At 59.6% G+C, this 19519-nt stretch carries 20 protein-coding genes and 2 tRNA genes; 13 read left to right on the forward strand and 9 right to left on the reverse strand.

The features are described from left to right. Positions 1-10: 10 nt before the first annotated feature. Positions 11-241 (forward strand): AbrB/MazE/SpoVT family DNA-binding domain-containing protein, encoded by a 231-nt coding sequence (locus AC8GFZ_RS02390; RefSeq protein ID WP_506641975.1) that lies wholly within the window; start codon positions 11-13, stop codon positions 239-241. Here AC8GFZ_RS02390 and chrA read toward each other — a convergent pair. From chrA to AC8GFZ_RS02415, 5 genes are all read right to left on the reverse strand, one after another. Next, positions 215-1573: a chromate efflux transporter gene (gene chrA / locus AC8GFZ_RS02395; protein WP_506641977.1), complete on the reverse strand. Its 1359-nt coding sequence runs from the start codon at positions 1571-1573 to the stop codon at positions 215-217. The genes AC8GFZ_RS02390 and chrA overlap by 27 nt on opposite strands. Next, complete coding sequence (gene trmB, locus AC8GFZ_RS02400; RefSeq protein ID WP_506641979.1) at positions 1570-2364, reverse strand: tRNA (guanosine(46)-N7)-methyltransferase TrmB; 795 nt, start codon at positions 2362-2364, stop codon at positions 1570-1572. The genes chrA and trmB overlap by 4 nt, the downstream gene beginning before the upstream one ends. Before the next feature lie 62 nt (positions 2365-2426). After that, on the reverse strand, positions 2427-3380 hold the full coding sequence (gluQRS, locus tag AC8GFZ_RS02405; RefSeq protein ID WP_506641981.1) for a tRNA glutamyl-Q(34) synthetase GluQRS: 954 nt from the start codon (positions 3378-3380) through the stop codon (positions 2427-2429). After that, positions 3377-4441 carry an NAD(P)/FAD-dependent oxidoreductase gene (locus tag AC8GFZ_RS02410; protein ID WP_506641983.1) on the reverse strand — a complete coding sequence of 355 codons (1065 nt, stop codon included), beginning with the start codon at positions 4439-4441 and terminating at the stop codon, positions 3377-3379. Before AC8GFZ_RS02410 ends, gluQRS begins: the two co-directional genes overlap by 4 nt. 9 nt (positions 4442-4450) lie before the next feature. Then, a complete protein-coding gene (locus tag AC8GFZ_RS02415) occupies positions 4451-5425 on the reverse strand; it encodes a LysR family transcriptional regulator (protein ID WP_506641985.1) in 975 nt (324 codons plus the stop codon). Between the two features lie 104 nt (positions 5426-5529). Here AC8GFZ_RS02415 and AC8GFZ_RS02420 point away from each other — a divergent pair, with 104 nt between their 5' ends. Both AC8GFZ_RS02420 and AC8GFZ_RS02425 read left to right on the forward strand, forming a co-directional pair. Continuing rightward, positions 5530-6231, forward strand: a complete 702-nt coding sequence (locus AC8GFZ_RS02420) for a pirin family protein (protein ID WP_506641987.1) — start codon at positions 5530-5532, stop codon at positions 6229-6231. 198 nt (positions 6232-6429) lie between these two features. Beyond that, on the forward strand, positions 6430-6963 hold the full coding sequence (locus AC8GFZ_RS02425) for a flavodoxin family protein (RefSeq protein WP_506641989.1): 534 nt from the start codon (positions 6430-6432) through the stop codon (positions 6961-6963). Between the two features lie 100 nt (positions 6964-7063). Here AC8GFZ_RS02425 and AC8GFZ_RS02430 read toward each other — a convergent pair whose 3' ends face one another. After that, on the reverse strand, positions 7064-7801 hold the full coding sequence (locus AC8GFZ_RS02430) for a sulfurtransferase (protein ID WP_506641991.1): 738 nt from the start codon (positions 7799-7801) through the stop codon (positions 7064-7066). Between the two features lie 137 nt (positions 7802-7938). On the opposite strand from AC8GFZ_RS02430, the gene dnaE reads away from it, so the two are divergent. From dnaE to AC8GFZ_RS02470, 8 genes are all read left to right on the forward strand, one after another. Next, on the forward strand, positions 7939-11400 hold the full coding sequence (gene dnaE, locus AC8GFZ_RS02435; protein WP_506641993.1) for a DNA polymerase III subunit alpha: 3462 nt from the start codon (positions 7939-7941) through the stop codon (positions 11398-11400). A 3-nt stretch (positions 11401-11403) separates the two neighbouring features. Then, on the forward strand, positions 11404-11970 hold the full coding sequence (gene pgsA, locus AC8GFZ_RS02440) for a CDP-diacylglycerol--glycerol-3-phosphate 3-phosphatidyltransferase (protein ID WP_506641995.1): 567 nt from the start codon (positions 11404-11406) through the stop codon (positions 11968-11970). Continuing rightward, positions 11970-12875 carry a DMT family transporter gene (locus tag AC8GFZ_RS02445; RefSeq protein WP_506641997.1) on the forward strand — a complete coding sequence of 302 codons (906 nt, stop codon included), beginning with the start codon at positions 11970-11972 and terminating at the stop codon, positions 12873-12875. Before pgsA ends, AC8GFZ_RS02445 begins: the two co-directional genes overlap by 1 nt. An 84-nt stretch (positions 12876-12959) precedes the next feature. Beyond that, positions 12960-14054: a tartrate dehydrogenase gene (locus AC8GFZ_RS02450; RefSeq protein ID WP_506641999.1), complete on the forward strand. Its 1095-nt coding sequence runs from the start codon at positions 12960-12962 to the stop codon at positions 14052-14054. A gap of 87 nt (positions 14055-14141) precedes the next feature. Beyond that, positions 14142-14558: an HU family DNA-binding protein gene (locus AC8GFZ_RS02455; protein WP_506642001.1), complete on the forward strand. Its 417-nt coding sequence runs from the start codon at positions 14142-14144 to the stop codon at positions 14556-14558. 10 nt (positions 14559-14568) lie between these two features. Continuing rightward, positions 14569-14644 (forward strand) — tRNA-Val (locus tag AC8GFZ_RS02460). A 62-nt stretch (positions 14645-14706) separates the two neighbouring features. Further along, entirely contained in the window at positions 14707-16614 is a 1908-nt protein-coding gene (locus AC8GFZ_RS02465) for a SurA N-terminal domain-containing protein (protein ID WP_506642003.1), read from the forward strand. A 69-nt stretch (positions 16615-16683) separates the two neighbouring features. Further along, positions 16684-16759, forward strand: a tRNA-His gene (locus tag AC8GFZ_RS02470). A gap of 83 nt (positions 16760-16842) precedes the next feature. Here AC8GFZ_RS02470 and AC8GFZ_RS02475 read toward each other — a convergent pair. After that, positions 16843-17163 (reverse strand): BrnA antitoxin family protein, encoded by a 321-nt coding sequence (locus tag AC8GFZ_RS02475; protein ID WP_506642005.1) that lies wholly within the window; start codon positions 17161-17163, stop codon positions 16843-16845. Next, a complete protein-coding gene (locus AC8GFZ_RS02480) occupies positions 17144-17272 on the reverse strand; it encodes a BrnT family toxin (RefSeq protein WP_506642007.1) in 129 nt (42 codons plus the stop codon). Before AC8GFZ_RS02480 ends, AC8GFZ_RS02475 begins: the two co-directional genes overlap by 20 nt. Positions 17273-17385: 113 nt before the next feature. On the opposite strand from AC8GFZ_RS02480, the gene AC8GFZ_RS02485 reads away from it, so the two are divergent. Further along, entirely contained in the window at positions 17386-17595 is a 210-nt protein-coding gene (locus tag AC8GFZ_RS02485; protein WP_506642009.1) for a hypothetical protein, read from the forward strand. A gap of 43 nt (positions 17596-17638) precedes the next feature. Here the strand turns inward: AC8GFZ_RS02485 and AC8GFZ_RS02490 are convergent, their stop codons facing one another. Next, positions 17639-18196 carry a porin family protein gene (locus tag AC8GFZ_RS02490; RefSeq protein WP_506642010.1) on the reverse strand — a complete coding sequence of 186 codons (558 nt, stop codon included), beginning with the start codon at positions 18194-18196 and terminating at the stop codon, positions 17639-17641. A gap of 191 nt (positions 18197-18387) precedes the next feature. Here AC8GFZ_RS02490 and AC8GFZ_RS02495 point away from each other — a divergent pair, with 191 nt between their 5' ends. Then, positions 18388-19518, forward strand: coding sequence for an alpha-hydroxy acid oxidase (locus AC8GFZ_RS02495; protein ID WP_506642012.1), 1131 nt, complete (start codon positions 18388-18390; stop codon positions 19516-19518). Position 19519 lies beyond the last annotated feature (1 nt).

Genomic DNA, 19519 nt, shown 5'->3' on the forward strand with positions numbered 1-19519 from the left:
GAGGCTGGCCGTGCGCCTCACCAAACCTTTGGCCAAGGCGTCGGACGTGGCGCAAGGCAACCCTGTGACCCGGAAAGTGGTGTCCGAAGGTTTTTGGGTTCGGGTGGGTGGCAAACCCAATATGTCGCTGGCTCAGAAACTCAAGGCCTACGACCCGAAAGTGCATGGGGGTGAGGTGATGGCCGATGGCCGCTCGCTGGGAGCTGAACCCTCTTCAAGCCAAGAGGGTCTTGGCCAGTAACCCCAGCACGGCACAACCCACGATCACTTGAATCACGCTTCGCTGGAAGCGAAACAGCGCGATGGCAGCAACCATGGCCAAGGCCGCTGATGTGCCGTCAAAAGGGCCTGAAAACCCCATGGGCCACAGCACGTGGTGACCAAAAAACAAGGCCAAATTCAGGATCACCCCCACCACGGCGGCGGTGATGGCGGTCAGTGGCGCGGTGAATTGGATCTCGTGGTGGCTGCTCTCCACCATGGGGCCACCCGCCAAAATAAACAAAAAAGACGGCAAAAAGGTGAACCACGTCACCACACACGCCGCCACAGCGCCGGCCAAAAACAGCGCATCAGGCCCCAACGCCGCTTTGGCATAAGCCCCCACAAAGCCGACGAAGGCCACCACCATGATCAGCGGGCCTGGGGTGGTTTCGCCCAAGGCCAAACCATCCATCATTTGGGTCGGGGTGAGCCAGCCGAAATCAGCCACAGCACCTTGGTACACGTAAGGCAACACGGCATACGCGCCGCCAAAGGTCAGCAGCGCGGCTTTGGTGAAAAACCAAGCCATTTGGGTCAGGGTGTGGTCCCAGCCATGGACAACGGTCAACAAAGCCATGGGCAGCGCCCACAAAACGCCACCCACCAACCCGATGTGCATCAGCCTGCGCCAGCGAAATTGGGCGTGTTCGGGCGTGGGTGTGTGATCGTCCATCAGCGCGGGGCCGTATGACTTTTGAGCAGCGCCGTGTCCTCCCCTTGACTGGAACGCACTTGGCGCCAACCGGCCGCCCAGATAGCCAATCACGGCAGCTGCCGCGACGATGGCGGGAAAGGGCACATTGAGCGCAAAAATTGCCAGGAAAGATGCAGCGGCGATGCCCCACAGCCAGTTGTTTTTCAGGGCGCGTGAGCCAATGCGGTGGGTGGCTTGAACCACGATCGCCACCACCGCGGGTTTGATGCCGAAAAACAAGCCCGCCACGATGGGCTGTTCGCCAAAAGCAATGTAGACCCAAGACAAGCCGATCAAGATCAGCAGCGAAGGCAGCACAAACAAGACCCCGGCCACGATGCCGCCCCAGGTTTTGTGCATCAGCCAACCGATATAGGTGGCGAGTTGTTGCGCCTCCGGGCCGGGCAGCACCATGCAGTAGTTGAGCGCATGCAAAAAACGCTGCTCTGACAACCAGCGTCGGCGCTCCACCAACTCCTGGTGCATGATGGCAATTTGACCCGCCGGCCCTCCAAAGCTGATGAAGCCCAGCTTGAGCCAAAAGGCAAAGGCTTGGCCAAAGCTGACCGCAGGGGGTGTCTGGTCTGGCGCTGGCTTGGGCGTGGAAGGGGTCATGCCCGCTTGAACACCAAGTCCCACACCCCGTGACCCAATTTGATGCCGCGATTTTCAAATTTGGTGAGGGGCCGGTAATCGGGCTTGATGGCATAACCATCGGCCTGGGTGCTGGTGTTTTTCAAGCCAGTTTCGGCACCGAGCACGGCCAGCATTTGTTGGGCATAGGGCTGCCAGTCGGTGGCGCAATGCACATAGCCACCAGGTTTGAGGCGTTGCATCAGCCGAGACACATAGGCGGGTTGGATGAGGCGGCGCTTGTGGTGGCGCAGTTTGTGCCACGGGTCGGGAAAGAAGATGTGGATGCCGTCCAGGCTGGCGGGCGCCAGGTTGTGCTCGATCACCTCGAGCGCGTCGTGTTGCACGATGCGGATGTTGTCGATGGGCGGCTCTTGCATGCGCTTGAGCAAAGCGCCCACGCCCGCTTCGTGCACCTCGCAGCATAAAAAATTATCCTGGGGCCGAACCCGGGCGATGTGCGCCGTGGCCTCGCCCATGCCAAAACCAATCTCCAAAATCAACGGCGCTGATGCCCGCTCAGGCCCAAATGCCGCCGCCAGGTCGATCGCTTCAGGCGCATAGGGGAGCACAAAGCGCGGCCCCAGGTCTTCGATGGCCCTGAGTTGACCACTGGTGGCGCGACCCGCGCGGGTGACAAAGGTTTTGATGGTGCGCAAAAAAGGCTTGTCTTGGTGCAGACCTTCCCCGCTGTGCATGTGCGTGGGGGTGGCCTTCGCTGCGGGTTCAGGAGCGCTCGGGCCGGGCGCTGGGGGTGAGGTACTGGGGTTCATCAAGCGATCGATTCTATGGTCGGCGTCAGCATGAACCGAAAGTGTGAATCTGGGTCAGGCTTTCAAGGGTCGATGGGGTTTAGACCCTGTGCCCCCACGTTCTTTGATGGTGCCTGTTGATCGCTGCCACCCACGCCATGCACCAAGGACCACTGTTGGACCCAAGAACCCAAGGCCTCGGCCACCGGCCCGGGGTGCGCTGATAAACCCAAGACGGTGGCCGCGGCCTGCAAACAAGCCAGGGGGTCGTGGGTGTCCAAGGCTTGAGCGCCGTTTTGTTTCGAGAGTTTTTCGCCATCGGTGCCCAGCACCAAGGGCGTATGCATATAGATCGGTGTGGCCAGCCCCAGGGCTTGTTGCAAGGCCATTTGGCGTGGGGTGTTGTCGGCCAGGTCTTGGCCGCGCACCACATGGGTGATGCCTTGCTCGGCATCGTCGACCACCACCGCGAGTTGGTAGGCCCACAGGCCATCGGCCCGGCGCAGCACCACATCGCCCACGCTGAGGGCCAGGTCTTGCGATTGCGCGCCCAGGCACCGGTCGTGCCAATGCCAGTCACCGCTGGGCACACGAAAGCGCCAGGCATGTGGCCCTTGAGTGAGTTGTGGGGCGGAGTGCGGTTGGTGCCGGCAGGTGCCGGGGTAGGGTGCCGCAGCGTGGCGCTGGGCGGCCCAACCCTGTGCGGTCAAGGCGGCGGCAATGTCTTTGCGCGAGCATGTGCAGGGGTAGATGTGACCGCCGATTTGCAATTGGTCCAGGGCCGCTTGGTACAAATGGGTTCGGCGCGATTGCCATTGCACGGGCGCGTCGGGGTGCAGGTGGCACTGGGCCAGTTGCTGCAAGATGAGTTGGTCTGTGCCCGGTGGGCAGCGCGGGCCATCGGTGTCTTCGATGCGCACCCACCATTGCCCGTGGTGGGCTTTGGCGTCAAGCCAGCTGGCCAGGGCCGCCACCAAAGAGCCCGCGTGCAAGGGACCGGTGGGCGAGGGCGCAAACCGGCCCCGGTACGGTTTCATTTACCGCACAGGCGCAGCCCCAATTCGAGGCCAGAGACGAAGGCGTCTTCCACCCGGTGGCCGATGTGCCAGTCGCCGCAGGTGCCCAAACCCGTGGCGCTGTCCCATTGATAGGGCTGACCCAAAGGGTGGGTGGTTTTGGCATAACGCCACAAATGGGCTTGGGCGTGGCTGGGCGCGGTGTGGATGCCGGTCAATTCCGCAAATGCGCGTTGCAGCTTGTTTTGCACCCGCTCGGCGTCATCATTGAGGTGCTCCATGGACCATTCGGCACTGGCTTGCACCGTCCAGCGTTCGATGCTGCTGCGCCCTGGTTTGGACGATTCGCGCGCCAGCCAGGCAATGCGGTGGTGGGTGCTGCGGGCGGCATTCCATTGCGGGCCCAGGTGGGTCAGGCCGGGTTGGCTGGCCTGGGGGTAGGCCAGCATCAAGGTCCAGCAGGGGGCCGTTTGCACGGTGAGGGTGGGGGCAATCAAGCCACTGGCCGCGCCACGCCCGGGGCTGGCTTGCAGCAGTTGAGCACATTGCGCCGCAGGCATGGCCAGCAGCACGCTGTCAAAGCCGCCTTGCTGCCAAGCATGACCGTCGGCGTCGATGCCGTGGACAGACCAGCGGCTGGCTTTGCGCGGGTCGGCTTGCAGGGATTGAACCGTGTGGCCCAGTTGTAATTGGCCTGCGTCAGCCAGGGGTTGCGCCCAGTGCTTGACCAGTGCGCTCATGCCGGGCACGCCCACCCAATGGGCTTCCGGTCCGGGGCGGGCGGCTTCCACCAACCGGCCAGACGGGTCGAGCACGCGTACCGCGTTGGCGCTCCAGGGGCGGCAGTGGGTCAGGCTGTCGGGCACGGTTTGTAAGGCCAAGGCCATGCGCGGGTCGCGCACGGTGAAGTACTGAGCGCCGTGGTCAAAGCCGCCAAAGGGGCTGCGCCGGGTGGCCATGCGACCACCTGCGCCCGAGCTTTTGTCAAACACCATGACCTGGTGCCCGGCTTGTGCCAAGGTGCGGGCGGCGGTGATACCCGCCATGCCTGCGCCCACGATTGCAATGTGTTGTGCTGCCATGGCCCGACTCTACACCGATGAAGAGTGCGTGGTTGTGCTCGATTGCCCCAACAAAGCATGTCGGGTTTGGGGCTGCGCCAAGGCTTTCAGCCACCATTGCAAAGCGCGTTTGTCAGCGGTTTCTGCCGCTTCGCCGGGGGCTTCGCGCCAGGCATAGCCCAGCTTGCCGCTGCGCTGGGGGCGTTGCACCTCGCAGGCCACCAAGTGCCCGCCTTCAATGTGCGGTCTGGCCAGGGGTTCGGGCAAAAAGCCCACGCCCAGGCCGCGCAATTGGGCGTCCCGTTTGAGCGCCATGCTGGGCACGGTGAACACGTCTTGGCCTGGCAGCAAACCAATGGTCACCCCTTGGCCTTGCGGCACAGTGTCGGCCACGGCCACGGCGCGGTGCGCTTGGATGCTGGCATCGCTCAAGGGCTGGGGGCTGCGCGCCAAGGGGTGTTGGGGGGCCACACAAAAGGCAAACTGCACCAAGGACCCCAATTCGGCAAACCGCAAACCCAAGGCCGGGCTAAGTTGCATGTCCACGCCAATGGCCAAGTCGGCTTGACCCGAGCTGAGGCTGTGCAGCGTGCCGCTCAAGGTTTCATGGCGCAAGCGCAGCCGGGTGGGTGGGTTGTCGGCGTAAAACGCCGCGCACAGGTCCATCACCACCGATGGGTCGATGATGCTGTCGTAAGCGACGGTGAATTGGCTCTCCCAACCGGTGGCCAGGCGTTTGACGCGTTGCGCAATGCTGTCCATTTCGGCCAACAGGCGTTGGCCTTCTTGCAGCAACTCTCGCCCTGCGGCGGTCAACCGCGCTTGGCGGGCGGCGCGGGTGAACAACAGCACGTCCAGCGCTTCCTCCATTTGGCGCACCCGGTAGCTCAAGGCACTGGGCACCAGGCCCATGGCGCGCGCTGCGGCGGCAAAGCTGCCCAACTGGTCAATGCTTTGGAGCATGGCCAAACCCTCGGGGGTCAATACCTGGCGTGGCGTCAGCATGGAAAAGCCCTTATCAATCAAATTATTTGAATGATGCCATCAATTTCGATCAACCACAGCCCCATTGACTGCTTTTACAGTACACCTCACTGGAGTAAACAAACATGCAAATGGTTCGACGATCACACGAAAGAGGCTATGCCGACCACGGTTGGTTGAAGTCGTTTCACAGTTTCTCGTTTGCGGGTTACCAAGACCCGCAATTCATGGGTTGGGGCAATTTGCGGGTGGTCAATGAAGACCGCATCGCGCCGGGCACCGGTTTTGGCACCCATGGCCACCAAGACATGGAAATCATCAGCTATGTGCTGTCGGGCAACTTGGCGCACCAAGACAACATGGGCAATGTCAAAGGCATTCCCCCAGGCGATGTGCAGCGCATGAGCGCGGGCACGGGTGTTAGCCATTCCGAGTTCAACCACGAACCCAACGGCGAAACGCACTTTTTACAAATTTGGATCTTGCCGTCGCAGCGCGGCATCCCGCCCAGCTACGAACAAAAAACCTTTGCCCCGGCAGAAAAAGCCGGCGCGCTTCGCTTGGTGGCCTCGCCCGATGCAGCCCAGGGTTCGGTGAAAGTTCATGCCGATGCGCGCATGTACGCCGGTTGTTTTGAAGCCGGTCAAAGCGCCCACATGGTGTTGGATCCGGCGCGCAAAGCGTATGTGCAGGTGTTGCGCGGCAGCGTGCAGGCCAATGGACAAGCCCTGGCCTGCGGCGACGCTTTGCTGATGCAAGGCGAAAGCGGCTTGGTCATCGACCATGCTGAAAGCGCCGAAGTGTTGGTGTTTGATTTGCAAGCTTGATTTGGATGCGGTGCCTTGCGGGCACTGACCGTGGCGGTGGCAGGCAATGAACGGGCCTGCCAGCGGACTACGGTGATGGAACTGGGGTTGGGTGCCGTTTAGGGCAACTGGCCCGGTGCTGTGCAGTGCTGTTTTGGCTGCTGATTTGAAAACCTGCCTGGTGCAGATAACTTTGTAACTTTGAAAGAGAGATAGACCATGACGACGACAGCAGTGATTTACCACTCCGGCTACGGCCATGCCCAGCGCGTGGCGCAATTTGTGGCCGATGGGGCTCAGGCCCAGCTCATCGCCATCGATGCCGACGGCAACATCAGCGAGGCCGATTGGGCCGCACTGGATGCGGCCGACGCGATTGTGTTTGGCTCGCCCACCTACATGGGCATGGTGTCTTGGCAATTTAAAAAATTCGCCGATGCCAGCTCCAAGCGTTGGTTCAGCGGCGCTTGGAAGGACAAAGTGGCCGGTGGCTTCACCATTTCTGGCAGCCCCAGCGGTGACAAGTTGTCGACCATCCAGTACTTCATCACACTGGCCATGCAGCACGGCATGGTGTGGGTCGGCCAACCCGCGATGAACGACGGCAACATCAACCGCATTGGCTCCAATTCTGGTGTGATGGCGCAAGTCGGTCCCACCAGCCCAGCGGCCGACATCCCCCAAGGTGATTTGGACACCGCCAAGGCCTATGGCGAGCGTGTGCGTCTTTTGGCCCAGCGCATGGGCGCTTGATCGCTTAAGCCCTTAAGTCCTTAAGTCCTTAAGTCCTTAAGTCCTCAGCAATGCCCGCTCACCGACTGGGTGGGCGGGCATTTCTACACGCCTGGCGCACTCAACCGTGCTTGGCACTCAGGTCGGGTGCCAGGGCGACGCGCTCGTCGAACACAAAGCAGTCGCCTTCAAAATGGGCGCCACCAGTGTCTTCAAAGTATTGCAAGATGCCGCCGTCGAGTTGGTACACATCGGGCAGGCCCAGCTCGCGCAGGTAAATGGCGGCTTTTTCACAGCGGATGCCGCCGGTGCAATAGCTGACCACGGTTTTGCCATGCAGCTCGCCCAAGTGGTCTTGAGCGGCCTGCGGAAACTCGCTGAATTTCTCCAAGCCCCAGTCCAGGGCGCCGGCAAATTTGCCATGGCCCACTTCAAAGGCATTGCGGGTGTCGAGCATCACCACCGCTTGGCCTTGGTCGTCATGCCCCTGGGCCAGCCAGCGCTGCAAGTCGGTGGGTGAAACCGCAGGGGCTCGCCCTTCAGCTGGCGCGATGGTGGGGTGGTTCATGCGGATGATTTCGCGCTTGACCTTGACCAGCAGCTTGCCAAACGGTTGCTCGGCGGACCAGCTTCTTTTGCCGCCCAAGCCCGCCATGCCCTCTTGCGCCCGCAACCATTGCATGAAACCGTCCACTGGCGCTTCAGGGCCAGCCAGAAACAAATTGATGCCTTCGGGGGCCAGCAAGATGGTGCCTTTGAGTTGCCGGGCATCTGCTTGGTCGCGACACCGCTCACGCCAAACCTCGGGCGCCGCCAGGGGCGTGAATAAATAAGCGGATATGTTCAAGATGGGATTCACCGGACCATTTTAGGGAGACCGGGTGACCGGCGGGTCGGGGTGTGCGTGTTCAGGCGGGTGTCGCCCACTGGACCTCGCCGGGCCATGGCCCGCGCAGGAGGGCAAACTGCTCTTGGGGCCTTACCTACAATGCCCGCATGTTTGTTCATCTGCGTTTGCACACCGAGTTTTCCATCGTCGACGGGACCAACCGCGTCGATGATGTGGTGCAGGCCGCTGCCGCCGATGGCCAACCCGCGTTGGCCATCACCGATTTGAACAATTTGTTTGGCGCCATCAAGTTTTACAAGGCGGCGCAGGCCAAAGGCGTCAAGCCATTGATCGGTGCTGACGTCTGGGTGCAAGCCACGGGGCGCGAAGACGCACCTTTGGCCCGCTTGCTGCTCTTGGTGCAAAACCAACAAGGCTATTTGAACCTGTGTGAATTGCTCTCCCGGGCGTGGACCCACGAACCCATCAAGGGCCAGTCGGTGATGCGCCTGGCTTGGTTGCAAGAGCGTTCAGCGGGCTTGTTGGCTTTGTCGGGCGCGCAAATGGGCGACGTGGGCCAAGCCTTGGTGCAAGGCGACCGCCAGCGCGCCAGCGACATGGCCTTGCAATGGGCGGCAGTTTTTCCGCATCGCTTTTATTTGGAATTGCAACGCTGTGGCCGCCCGGATGATGAGTTGCATGTGCGCGAAGCGGTGCAACTGGCCGCCCGCTTGAAGCTGCCGGTGGTGGCCACCCATGCGGTGCAGTATTTGCAGCCCGATGACCACGAGGCCCACGAGGCACGGGTGTGCATTTCCGAAGGTGAAATTTTGGGCAACCAGCGCCGGGTGCGCCGCTTCACCCGCGAGCAGTATTTCAAGTCCAGCGCCCAAATGAAAGAGGCCTTTGCCGATGTGCCCTCGGCCTTGGCCAATGCGGTGGAAATCGCCAAACGCTGCAGCATCACCCTCGATTTGGGCAAACCCCGCTTGCCCGTTTACCCCACACCGAATGGCATGGCCGAAGAGGCGTATTTCCGCCAGGCCTCGGAGAGCGGCTTGCAGGCCCGGCTGGAGCGCTTGTTTCCGGACCCGGCCCAGCGCCAAAGCCAACGCGCGCCCTATGACGAGCGCTTGGCCTTTGAAATCGCCACCATCGTCAAGATGGGGTTTCCAGGCTACTTTTTGATCGTGAGCGACTTCATCAACTGGGCCAAAAACAATGGCTGCCCGGTGGGGCCGGGGCGTGGCTCTGGGGCTGGCTCTTTGGTGGCCTATGCGCTCAACATCACCGACTTGGACCCGCTGCAATACAAACTGCTGTTTGAGCGTTTTTTGAATCCCGACCGGGTGTCCATGCCCGACTTTGATATTGACTTTTGCCAACTCAACCGAGACCGGGTGATCGACTACGTCAAGGACAAATATGGGCGCGATGCGGTGAGCCAAATCGCCACCTTTGGCACCATGGCCGCGCGCGCCGCCATCCGCGACGTGGGGCGGGTGCTGGACATGAGTTACACATTTTGCGATGGCATCTCCAAGCTCATCCCCAACAAGCCCGGGCAGCACATCACCATCGCCGGTGCGCTCGAGGTTGAGCCGGTTTTGGCCGAGCGCTTGGCCAAGGAAGACGAGGTCAAAACCTTGTTGGCCTTGGCCCAAAAACTCGAGGGCTTGACCCGCAACGTGGGCATGCACGCGGGTGGGGTGTTGATTGCGCCCGGCCAATTGACCGACTTTTGCCCCCTCTACCAACAACCCGGCAGCCAAGCCGCGGTGTCGCAGTTTGACAAAGACGATGTTGAGGCCGCTGGCTTGGTGAAGTTTGACTTTTTGGGCCTGGCCACGCTGACCATTTTGGAGCTGGCGCGCAGCATGATCGTGCAGCGTAACCCGGCCAAGAGCGACTTCGCTTATGAAGACATTGCGCTGAATGATGCCGCCACCTACAAGCTGTTTTCGGATGGCAAAACCGAGGCCGTGTTCCAGTTTGAAAGCCGCGGCATGCAAGGCATGCTGCGCGACGCACGCCCCACGCGTTTGGAGGATTTGATTGCCCTGAACGCCTTGTACCGGCCGGGCCCGATGGACCTGATCCCCAGCTTTGTGGCGCGCAAGCATGGGCGCGAGGAGGTGGCCTATCCCCACCCCCTGGTTGAGGCGGTGCTGAGCGAAACCTACGGCATCATGGTCTACCAAGAGCAGGTGATGCAGACCGCGCAAATATTGGGCGGTTACTCCCTGGGCGGCGCCGATTTGTTGCGCCGTGCCATGGGCAAGAAAAAGGCCGAAGAAATGGCCCAGCATCGCCAAATCTTTGCCGACGGTGCGGCCAAAAACGGCATTGTCGAGCCCAAAGCCAACGAAATTTTCGACCTGATGGAGAGCTTTGCGGGCTACGGCTTCAACAAGTCGCATGCCGCCGCCTATTCGCTGTTGGCCTATCACACGGCCTGGCTCAAGGTGCACCACACGGTGGAGTTTTTCTGCGCCAACATGACGGTGGAGATGGACAACACCGACAAACTCAAGGTGTTGTTTGAAGACGCCGTCAAGATGGGCCTGAACTTTGAGCCACCGCACATCAACCGCGGTGGACATCGGTTTGAGCCCGTCTCCAACACGGTGATCCGTTATGGCTTGGGGGCGGTGCGCGGTACCGGCCAGCAAGCCATCGAGGCCATCGTGGCGGCACGCCAAGCCGGTGGCGACTTCACCAGCTTGTTTGATTTTTGTGTGCGCATCGACCGCACCCGTGTGAACAAGCGCAGCGTCGAGGCCTTGATCAAAGCCGGCGCATTTGACGACCTCGATCTGAACCGCGCCAGCTTGGTGGCCAGCATTGACCGCGCCTTTGACTTTGCCGCCAGCGTGCAAGCCAATGCCCACCAAGGCGGCTTGTTTGACAGCGCGGACTCGCAAGCGCTGGGCTCTAGCACCCGTGAGCCTGACATGGTGGCCGTCACCCCTTGGGGCGTCAAACAGCGCTTGAGCGAAGAAAAGGTGGCCCTGGGTTTCTTTTTGTCGGGCCACTTGTTTGACGAAGTGCAGGCCGAGGTGCGCCAATTTGTCAAACGCCGCATGGATGAAGTCAGCGACAGCCGCGAGCCGCAAATCTTGTGCGGCATCGTCAGCGACTTTCGCACCATCAATGGCCAGCGCGGCAAGGTGGCCTTGTTCAAGCTCGATGACAAGTCAGCCGTCATGGAGGCCAGCATGGACGACACCCTGTACCAGGCCAGCCGCCAATGGGTGAAGGACGACGAGTTCATCGTGGTGTTGACCAAGGTGCAACCCGATCGCTTCTCGGGCGGCTTGCGCTTGAATGTGCAGCAGGTCTGGGGCTTGCCACAGGCGCGCTGTCGTTTTGGCAAATACCTGCGCGTGGTGGTCAACGGCAAGGAGCCCGACATCGATCGATTGCTTCGCGATCACCCGCCGCAAAAAGTGATCACCGATGAGGGCGAATTTTTGCGCGCCTTGCCGGTGCGCTTGCGCTTGCTGCGCGAGCGGGCGCAGGCCGACATCGAACTCGGTGAGGCCGCCCGATTCTTCCCCAGCGATGGGGCCTTGGCCAGTTGGACCGCCCAAGCCCATCAAGGCATGGCCAGCATTGTTTACGATTGAGCCATGTTTTCCACCCTGCCGATGATCATGACCTGGACGCGCATTGTCGCGATCCCCTTGATTTTGTTGGTGTTTTATCTGCCCATCACGCTGCCCGTGGCGAATTTGATCGCCACCGTCATGTTTGTGGTGTTTGCCTTGACCGATTGGCTGGATGGTTACCTGGCCCGCAAGCTCAACCAAACCTCGGCTTTTGGGGCATTTTTGGACCCGGTCGCCGACAAGTTTTTGGTCTGTGCTTGCTTGTTGGTGCTGGTGCATTTGGGCCGCGCAGATGTGTTTGTGGCCTTGATCATCATTGGTCGTGAAATCGCCATCTCCTCCTTGCGCGAATGGATGGCCCAGATGGGGGCTTCCAAAAGCGTGGCGGTGCACATGTTGGGCAAAGTCAAAACCACGGTGCAAATGGTGGCCATCCCCTTTTTGTTTTACGACGGACTGATCGCAGGCTTGATCGACACCCGCTTGGTGGGACAAGTGTTGATTTGGGTGGCTGCGGTTCTGACCGTCTGGTCCATGATGTATTACCTGAAGAAAGCCTTGCCCATCATTCGGGCGCACGGCAACTGATGCAAGACCCCAGCACCCAGCCTTGGGTGAAATTCATGCCCGTGGTGTTTGTGATGATTTGGAGCACCGGCTTCATCGTTGCTCGGTTTGGCATGCCGCATGCCCCGCCCATGGGCTTTTTGGCCTGGCGCTACGCTTTGTGCATCGCCTGCTTTTTGGCCTGGATTGCTTGGTCCGGCGTGGCCTGGCCGCAAGACAGCGCGCAGTGGCGCCACTTGGCCATCACCGGCTTGCTGATGCATGCAGGCTATTTGGGCGGCGTTTGGTTGGCGGTGAAAGCAGGCATGGGGGCGGGCTTGTCGGCCTTGGTGGTGGGTTTGCAACCGGTGCTCACCGCTGTGTGGTTGGCCCACCGCGGCAGCCGGGTGGGGCGGGCCCAATGGCTGGGCTTGGCCTTGGGTCTGGCGGGTTTGGTGTTGGTGGTGTGGCAAAAATTGCAACTCACTGCCGAGGTCAGCGCCTGGACCTTGGGCCTGACCGTCACCTCATTGCTGTGCATCACCACCGGCACCCTGTATCAAAAACGCCATGTGGCCCCTTGCGATGTGCGCACCGCCAGTGCGGTGCAGTTGATGGCCGCTTTGCTGGTGACCCTGCCCTTGGCAGCGCTGGAGACCGAGGCCATCGAATGGGTTCCCCAATTGGTGGGCGCTTTGGCGTGGTCGGTGTTGGCTTTGAGTTTGGGGGCCAGCTCCTTGCTCTACATGATGATCCAGCGGGGCGCTGCGGCAGCGGTCACCAGCTTGATGTACCTGGTGCCGCCCAGCACGGCTTTTATGGCCTGGCTGCTGTTTGATGAAGCTGTCACCGGCATGACCATTGTGGGCACCGTGTGCACCGTGTTGGGGGTGGCCTTGGTGGTCAAATACCCGGCGGCGGCGCCCGTGCCACGGGCTGAGGCATAGCCTGTACCCGTCTGTATTGGCGACCAAAGTGGGGCATTTGTTGTTGCTTGTTCACCTTTCATTTGATTCAAAGGGAGTTTTGTCATGACCACACACCGCATCGCTGTCATCGCCGGGGATGGCATTGGCAAAGAAGTCATGCCCGAAGGTTTGCGGGTGTTGGAAGCCACAGCCCGGCGTTTTGGCATTGGCTTGCAGTTTGACCACTTTGACTTTTCCAGCTGGGACTACTTTGAGCGCCATGGCCAAATGCTGCCCGACAACTGGAAGGACCTGATTGGCGGTCATGACGCAATTTACTTTGGCGCCGTGGGTTGGCCCGACAAAATTGCCGACCATGTGTCCTTGTGGGGCTCGCTGCTGTTGTTTCGGCGCGAGTTTGACCAGTACATCAATTTGCGCCCAGCGCGCTTGATGCCCGGCATCATTGCGCCGGTGGTGCGGCGCGACGGCAGTGCCCGTGCACCCGGCGAGATTGACATGTACATCGTGCGCGAGAACACCGAAGGCGAGTACTCCAGCGTGGGCGGGCGCATGTACCCGGGCACCGAGCGCGAAATCGTCATGCAAGAGAGCATCATGTCGCGCATTGGTGTGGACCGGGTGCTGAAGTTTGCGTTTGAGCTGGCCCAATCACGACCGAAAAAACACCTCACCAGCGCCACCAAGTCCAATGGCATCGCCATCACAATGCCGTACTGGGACGAGCGGGTGGTTGAGATGGCCAAACACTATCCAGACATCCATTGGGACAAGTTCCACATCGACATCTTGACCGCGCACTTTGTGCAGCGCCCCGAGTTTTTTGATGTGGTGGTGGCCAGCAACTTGTTTGGCGACATCCTCAGCGACTTGGGCCCGGCTTGTACCGGCACCATCGGTATTGCCCCCAGCGCCAATTTGGACCCTGAGCGGCGCTTTCCTTCTTTGTTTGAGCCGGTGCATGGGTCGGCCCCCGACATTGCCGGGCGCCACATCGCCAACCCCATTGGCCAAATTTGGTGCGGCGCCATGATGCTGGAGTTCTTGGGCCACAAGGAAGCCCATGACGCCATTTTGCAAGCCATTGAAGCGGTCTTGGCCCCGGGCAGCGGCGCTCCGCGCACACCAGACTTGGGCGGCAAAGCCAGCACCAGCGACCTGGGCCAAGCCATCGCCCAGGCCGTTGGCAATGCTTAAGTATCCAGCCATGTCAATTTTTCTCGTTCTTGCTTGGTGAATTGAAAAACCTGCTTAGAATCCGCCCTCCTCAGCAAGCTGGGTGGTTTGACAACCATTCATGGGGCTGAACCGCCGAGCGGGGCCCCTGTTGCCCATGCTGCAAAGGCCACGCAAGTCGCGCGGCTTGCATGGCGGTTTTGGGGGAATGAATTCGCCGTCACGGCATCAACCACGCATAAGGAACACCCTGTGAACAAATCCGACCTCATCGACCACATCGCCCTACAAGCCGATATTTCCAAAGCCAGTGCCACCCGCGCCCTGGAGTCCGCGTTGGCCGCGGTGCAAGCGGCTTTGCAAAAAGGTGACTCGGTTTCCCTGGTGGGCTTTGGGACTTTTGAGGTGGGTCACCGCGAGGCCAGAATCGGTCGCAACCCTCGCACCGGCGCGGAGATTAAAATCGCGCCCGCCAAGGTGCCAAAGTTTCGTCCGGGCAAGGCGTTGAAAGACGCTTTGAACTGAAGAACAGGTGGGGTGCTTAGCTCAGTTGGTAGAGCGGCGCCCTTACAAGGCGTAGGTCGGCGGTTCGAGACCGTCAGCACCCACCACCACCCACACCATCAAAGGCGAACGGTGTTTGCCTTTTTTCTTGACCCATGAGAAAGATTGCATGTTTGATTTCGTTCGCAACCATAAAAGAATCATGCAGTTCTTATTGGTGCTGCTCATATTCCCGGCATTTGCGCTGGTTGGCATCGATGGTTACAACAGTTTCATGGACAAAGGCGCCGTGGTCGCCACCGTCAACGGCGTGGACATCACCCAAACCGAGTGGGACAACGCCCACCGTGCCGAGGCCGAGCGTTTCCGTGCTCAGGCCCCAGGCCTGGACCCCAAATTGTTGGACTCACCCCAAGCCCGCTATGGCACCTTGGAGCGCTTGGTGCGCGACCGGGTGTTGATGGCTGCGGCCCAAAAGCAACTGCTATCGGCCAGCGACCAACGCGTCGCTGAGGAGTTGATGCAAAACCCCACCATTGCCTCTTTGCGTCGACCCGATGGCAGCGTAGACAAAGACCGCTATCGCCAGCTCTTGTCCGCCCAGGGCTTGTCGCCTGAAATGTTCGAGGCCAATGTGCGCGCCGATCTGGCCTCGCGCCAAGTCGTTGGGGCTTTGGGGGCCAGCAGTTTGGTGGGAAAAACGGTGGCTGGCATCACATTGGACGCCTTTTACGAAAAACGCGAAATCCAAGTAGCCCGCTTTTTGGCGTCTGAGCAAATGGCCAACATCAAGCCCGACGAAGCCGCTTTGCTGACCTACTACAACGCCAATACCGCCAAGTTCAAATCTGTGGAAAAGGCCGACGTGCAATATGTGGTGCTGGACTTGTCGGTGATCGAAAAAACCATCTCGCTCAACGAGCAAGATGTCAAAACATATTTCGAGCAAAACCAAGAGCGCTTGAGCAACAACGTCGAACGCCGGGCCAGTCACATCCTGATTGGTGCGGCCAAAGACGCCCCAGCGGCCGAGCGCGACAAGGCCAAAGCCTTGGCCCAAAGCCTGCGGGATACCTTGCAAAAGTCTCCCCAGCAATTTGCTGAGTTGGCCAAAAAGAACTCCCAAGACCCGGGCTCTGCGGCCAAGGGCGGTGACCTCGACTTTTTTGGCCGGGGTGCCATGGTCAAGGCCTTTGAGGATGCTGCGTTTGCTTTGAATAAGGGCGAGATCAGCCCCTTGGTGGAAACCGAATTCGGTTTCCACATCATCCAAGTCACCGACATCAAAGCCCCGCAGTTGCAAACCTTTGCCCAGGCCCGAGCCGGCTTGGAGGCCGATTTGCGCCGCGAACAAGCGCGCAAAAAGTTTGCTGAAGCCGCAGAGCAATTCACCAACCTGGTGTACGAACAATCCGACACCCTGAAGCCCGCCGCCGACAAACTCAAGCTCGACATCCAGTCGGCGCAAGGGGTGGGGCGCACGCCTGTTGCGGGTGACAAGGGGCCTTTGGCCAACACCAAGGTATTGGCGGCCTTGTTCTCATCCGATGCCACCGAAAAAATGCGCAATACCGAAGCGGTTGAGTTTGGCGCCAACCAGTTGGTGTCGGTGCGGGTGGTCAAACACTATCCCGAAAAAACACTGCCCTTGGACCAGGTCTCTGAGCGTGTCACGGCCCTTTGGAAGGCAGAGCAAGCCCTCAAACTGGCCAAAGAAGAAGCCCTGGCCAAACTCGCCGATGGCAAGGCCGACAAGCCTGTGACCAACCTGGGCCCGGTGCAAACCTTGTCACGTGAGCAAAACCTGCAATTGCCCTCCGAGGTGGTCGAGGCGGTGATGCGTGCACCTGCGCAAAATTTGCCCGCTTGGGTCGAGTTGGCAGTGGGCAACGCTGGGCATGTGGTGGTGAAAATCAGCAAAGTCGTGGCCCGCGAGAACAATTCGACCGCGCCACCCCGCAAAGAAGAAATGGCCCAAATCACCCGCTGGATGGCTGCGGCCGAAAGCGTGGCTTACTACAACGACTTGAAGGAAAAACTGAAAGTCAAAATCATGGTGCCCGAACCAAAACCATAAGACTGTTTGTCGGCACCGCAGGGGTTGTGCTTTGTTCGCCTGCACCTGCGTTTATAATCTTTGAACACGGTGGCTGTAGCTCAGTTGGTAGAGTCCAGGATTGTGATTCCTGTTGTCGTGGGTTCGAGCCCCATCAGCCACCCCAAGTAAATCAAGCACTTAGCCCAAGCCTCACCGCTTGGGCTTTTTGCTTTTTGGGGTTGCAGGCTTAGACAGGCAGAGAGGAACTCACGCCTTGGGCAGCCCATGCGCCACAGCTTCTCGCAGCGCGGCATTGATGCGGGTTTGCCACCCTTGCCCGGTGGCCTTGAAGGCTTCCAAAACATCGGCATCCACTCGCATGTTCAGAGTAGGTCGCTTGACGGCGGCGGCAGGCCTGCCTCTCCCTCGCTTGATGCTGGCCTGTTGCCAATAAGCGGCCACGGCATCAGCATTGTTTGGGTTGTAGGGGCCATCAGTGGGGTTGTGTGCAATGGGCGCGTCTTGGGTGGCTTCACGCCTGACACGTGCCCAATCGGTTGCTGAGGGTTTAGTGGGTGTTTTGGGCATACAGCGTCCTTTCTTGTTTGGATGCGCGGCGCAGAGATATGGACCGCACTTGGTTGGGTTCACGCATCACATACACCAGCACCAGCACCACCCCTGCAAGTTCAACCATCGCCGTTTTTGAGATGGAGTCGGCCCAGGTCTGCCATTTTGTATCACACTGCAATGAACTTGCGAAAATCGGTACTTGTTCATCCGCATATTCAATGAAGAAAGAAGCCGTTCATGAAGCACATCTTTTGCGGGGCAGTGTTCGTTTGCTTGGCTGGCTGTGGCGCGATCAGCGCCGAGTCAATCTACGAGGGCATCAGAAGCCAGCAAAAGATCAACGCCGACCCCAACATCCCCAATCCGCGAATACTGCCGCCTTACGACCAATATCAAAAAGAGCGCGACAAGCCCAAACCGACGCCGCCACAAAGCGTTCAGCCATGAAAAAAGCCCACCGAAGTGGGCTTTGCTTGATCAGGTGAGGTGATCAGAACTTGTAGCCAACGCTCAAGCCCAATCCCTTGACATCGAAGCCATCTTTTTTGTACATCTGCATCCAATCCAATGTGCCATAGATGGTGTCGGTGAACTTCATGCTTGTGCCCAAACCCCAGGATGGTGAAGTGCCGCTTGCGTCGGAGTTGAGTGCTGGGAAAGCGGGCACTGAAATAGTTGCCTTAGAGTTGAAGTAGCCTAAGCGCCCAAAAACTTCAATGGAATCATTGATTTTCATTTTTGGTTTGACGTACAAACCATAGGATGAGGTCAATTTGATGTTGATGGCAGTGCCCAGTGATGTCGTGCTTGAATCACTCATGCCAGAGGCGTAAACACCCTCCAAAGCATAATTTGCGGACATGTTTTTGCCCACCGAAAGGACCAAATGGTTGGCATTGGACAAATTCGTCAGATCACTGCTCGTATATTGCCCCGATTGGTATCCGACGGATACATACATGGAGTCATCACTGGACTTTGATTTGGATTGTGCAAATGCACCGGTACAGGCAAGAGCAACTGACAGCGCAACGATATGTGATTTCATGGTTTCCTTGGAAAGGTTAAAAATTAATTTTGATTTTATCATTTAATTTGTAATTTCAGCAATTTTGACGAATGATTGGCATCTCAATATGACGCAAGCCGATGACGGCTTGGGTGGTGTCCAACATTTCCCAACCGGTCATCTACAGATAGACTCGGCACGTACCGCGCTTTGACAAGCGTTTTCTATCCATGCCCAACCCCGCCATCACCCACATCGACGCCCGCCGCTGGGCGCAAAAACGCCTGCCGCGATTGGTTTTCGATTACATCGATGGTGCTGCGGGTCAAGAGAGCGCGGCTTTGGGCAACACCGGCGATTTGGCCTTGGTCAAGTTGGCCCCCCGGGTGTTGGCCGATTTGCAAGCCCCAGACCTGGGTGCGACATTTTTAGGCAAACCCTATTCCCTGCCATTTGGCATCGCACCCATGGGCATGTGCAATTTGGCTTGGCCGGGTGCGGACCAGGTGTTGGCGTCTTTGGCGCGTCAGATGGTGGTACCGCTGGGGGTGTCCACCGCAGCATCAAGCCCGCTGGAGCGCATGTTCAAAGACAGTGGCGGTCAAGCCTGGTTTCAGCTGTATGTGAGCGGCTCTGCCGACGCGGGTTTGGCGCTGGCCCAGCGGGCGGCCCAAACCGGGTATGACACCTTGGTGCTGACGGTGGATGTGCCCAAAGTGGCCCCACGCCCGCGCGATGTCCGCAATGGTTTTCAGATGCCGTTTCGCATGCAGCCGCGTCATTTTGTGGACTTTGCCCTGCACCCCCGTTGGTCTTTGGCCACGCTCTGGGCGGGGGCGCCCGCACCAGCCAACTTCGACCCCCTCCAAGGTGGGTTTGACCGCCATGCTTCGCGTGCGGGGGCCAATTGGGCTTTTTTGGAGCGCTTGCGTGGACAGTGGCGGGGGCGGCTGATCGTCAAAGGGGTGATGCACCCCGACGATGCCGAGCGCATTGCCCGCATGGGCGTGGATGCGATTTATGTGTCCAACCATGGTGGCCGACAACTCGATGCCGCGCCATCGGCCATCAGTGCCTTGCACCAAATTCGACAACGCCTGGGCCCGAACTTTCCACTGGTTTTTGACAGTGGTGTGCGCACCGGTGAGGACATCGTGAAAGCCTTGGCTTGCGGCGCCCATCTGGTGATGTTGGGTCGGCCTGTTTTGTATGCCCTGGCCGCCGGGGGCGAGGCCGGTTTACAGCAATGGCTGGCTGGCTTGCGCGAAGAGCTGTGGGTGACTTTGTCCCAATTGGGTTTGTCCCGCATTCAGGACGTGGGCCCGCAAACCCTGGCGTCAACCCCGTTTCCGCAGGGTTGAT

Source organism: Limnohabitans rimovensis (SeqCode) (assembly GCF_965234775.1).
Taxonomy (GTDB): domain Bacteria; phylum Pseudomonadota; class Gammaproteobacteria; order Burkholderiales; family Burkholderiaceae_C; genus Limnohabitans; species Limnohabitans rimovensis.

Excerpts from the sequence above, each read along its gene's own strand:
- AC8GFZ_RS02490 (WP_506642010.1), bottom strand. The coding sequence starts at position 18,196 with ATGAAATCACATATCGTTGCGCTGTCAGTTGCTCTTGCCTGTACCGGT.
- AC8GFZ_RS02445 (WP_506641997.1), top strand. The coding sequence starts at position 11,970 with ATGCAAGACCCCAGCACCCAGCCTTGGGTGAAATTCATGCCCGTGGTG.
- gluQRS (WP_506641981.1), bottom strand. The coding sequence starts at position 3,380 with ATGAAACCGTACCGGGGCCGGTTTGCGCCCTCGCCCACCGGTCCCTTG.
- AC8GFZ_RS02425 (WP_506641989.1), top strand. The coding sequence starts at position 6,430 with ATGACGACGACAGCAGTGATTTACCACTCCGGCTACGGCCATGCCCAG.
- AC8GFZ_RS02495 (WP_506642012.1), top strand. The coding sequence starts at position 18,388 with ATGCCCAACCCCGCCATCACCCACATCGACGCCCGCCGCTGGGCGCAA.
- AC8GFZ_RS02485 (WP_506642009.1), top strand. The coding sequence starts at position 17,386 with ATGAAGCACATCTTTTGCGGGGCAGTGTTCGTTTGCTTGGCTGGCTGT.
- pgsA (WP_506641995.1), top strand. The coding sequence starts at position 11,404 with ATGTTTTCCACCCTGCCGATGATCATGACCTGGACGCGCATTGTCGCG.
- chrA (WP_506641977.1), bottom strand. The coding sequence starts at position 1,573 with ATGACCCCTTCCACGCCCAAGCCAGCGCCAGACCAGACACCCCCTGCG.
- AC8GFZ_RS02450 (WP_506641999.1), top strand. The coding sequence starts at position 12,960 with ATGACCACACACCGCATCGCTGTCATCGCCGGGGATGGCATTGGCAAA.
- AC8GFZ_RS02420 (WP_506641987.1), top strand. The coding sequence starts at position 5,530 with ATGCAAATGGTTCGACGATCACACGAAAGAGGCTATGCCGACCACGGT.
- AC8GFZ_RS02475 (WP_506642005.1), bottom strand. The coding sequence starts at position 17,163 with ATGCCCAAAACACCCACTAAACCCTCAGCAACCGATTGGGCACGTGTC.
- AC8GFZ_RS02465 (WP_506642003.1), top strand. The coding sequence starts at position 14,707 with ATGTTTGATTTCGTTCGCAACCATAAAAGAATCATGCAGTTCTTATTG.
- AC8GFZ_RS02480 (WP_506642007.1), bottom strand. The coding sequence starts at position 17,272 with ATGGTTGAACTTGCAGGGGTGGTGCTGGTGCTGGTGTATGTGATGCGT.
- trmB (WP_506641979.1), bottom strand. The coding sequence starts at position 2,364 with ATGAACCCCAGTACCTCACCCCCAGCGCCCGGCCCGAGCGCTCCTGAA.
- AC8GFZ_RS02415 (WP_506641985.1), bottom strand. The coding sequence starts at position 5,425 with ATGCTGACGCCACGCCAGGTATTGACCCCCGAGGGTTTGGCCATGCTC.
- dnaE (WP_506641993.1), top strand. The coding sequence starts at position 7,939 with ATGTTTGTTCATCTGCGTTTGCACACCGAGTTTTCCATCGTCGACGGG.
- AC8GFZ_RS02410 (WP_506641983.1), bottom strand. The coding sequence starts at position 4,441 with ATGGCAGCACAACACATTGCAATCGTGGGCGCAGGCATGGCGGGTATC.